This is a genomic window from Enterobacter sp. PL1 (genome assembly GCF_945957325.1).
Classification (GTDB): domain Bacteria; phylum Pseudomonadota; class Gammaproteobacteria; order Enterobacterales; family Enterobacteriaceae; genus Enterobacter; species Enterobacter roggenkampii.
On the sequence record NZ_CAMFKT010000117.1, the window covers coordinates 1 to 286 of the forward strand.

Annotated in this window: 1 protein-coding gene; it reads left to right on the plus strand. The window is 40.9% G+C overall.

The window, feature by feature from the left end; translation table 11 throughout:
* The coding region (locus N6P30_RS24525; RefSeq protein WP_260630018.1) for a DUF262 domain-containing protein at positions 1-286 on the plus strand (286 nt) is incomplete at both ends.

Below are 286 nucleotides of genomic sequence, written 5' to 3' on the forward strand. Positions count from 1 at the left end.
TGATGATATTTTATTTAACGTTGTCGTACCAGAACTCGAAAAAAGAGGACTCATTTCCAGTGAATTTTCCAGAAAAACTCTGCTTAAACTTTATACCAAGATAAGAACTGAGAATCTTATCCACTACTTCAATGAGAGCAGTCAGGATATTGATCATGTGCTGGATGTTTTCATCCGCACGAACAGCGGGGGGACAAAACTTGAGTTCTCCGACTTACTGATGTCAATAGCGGTAGCGCACTGGCAGGGGGATTTCAGAAGAGAACTGGATGAACTGACAAAAAAC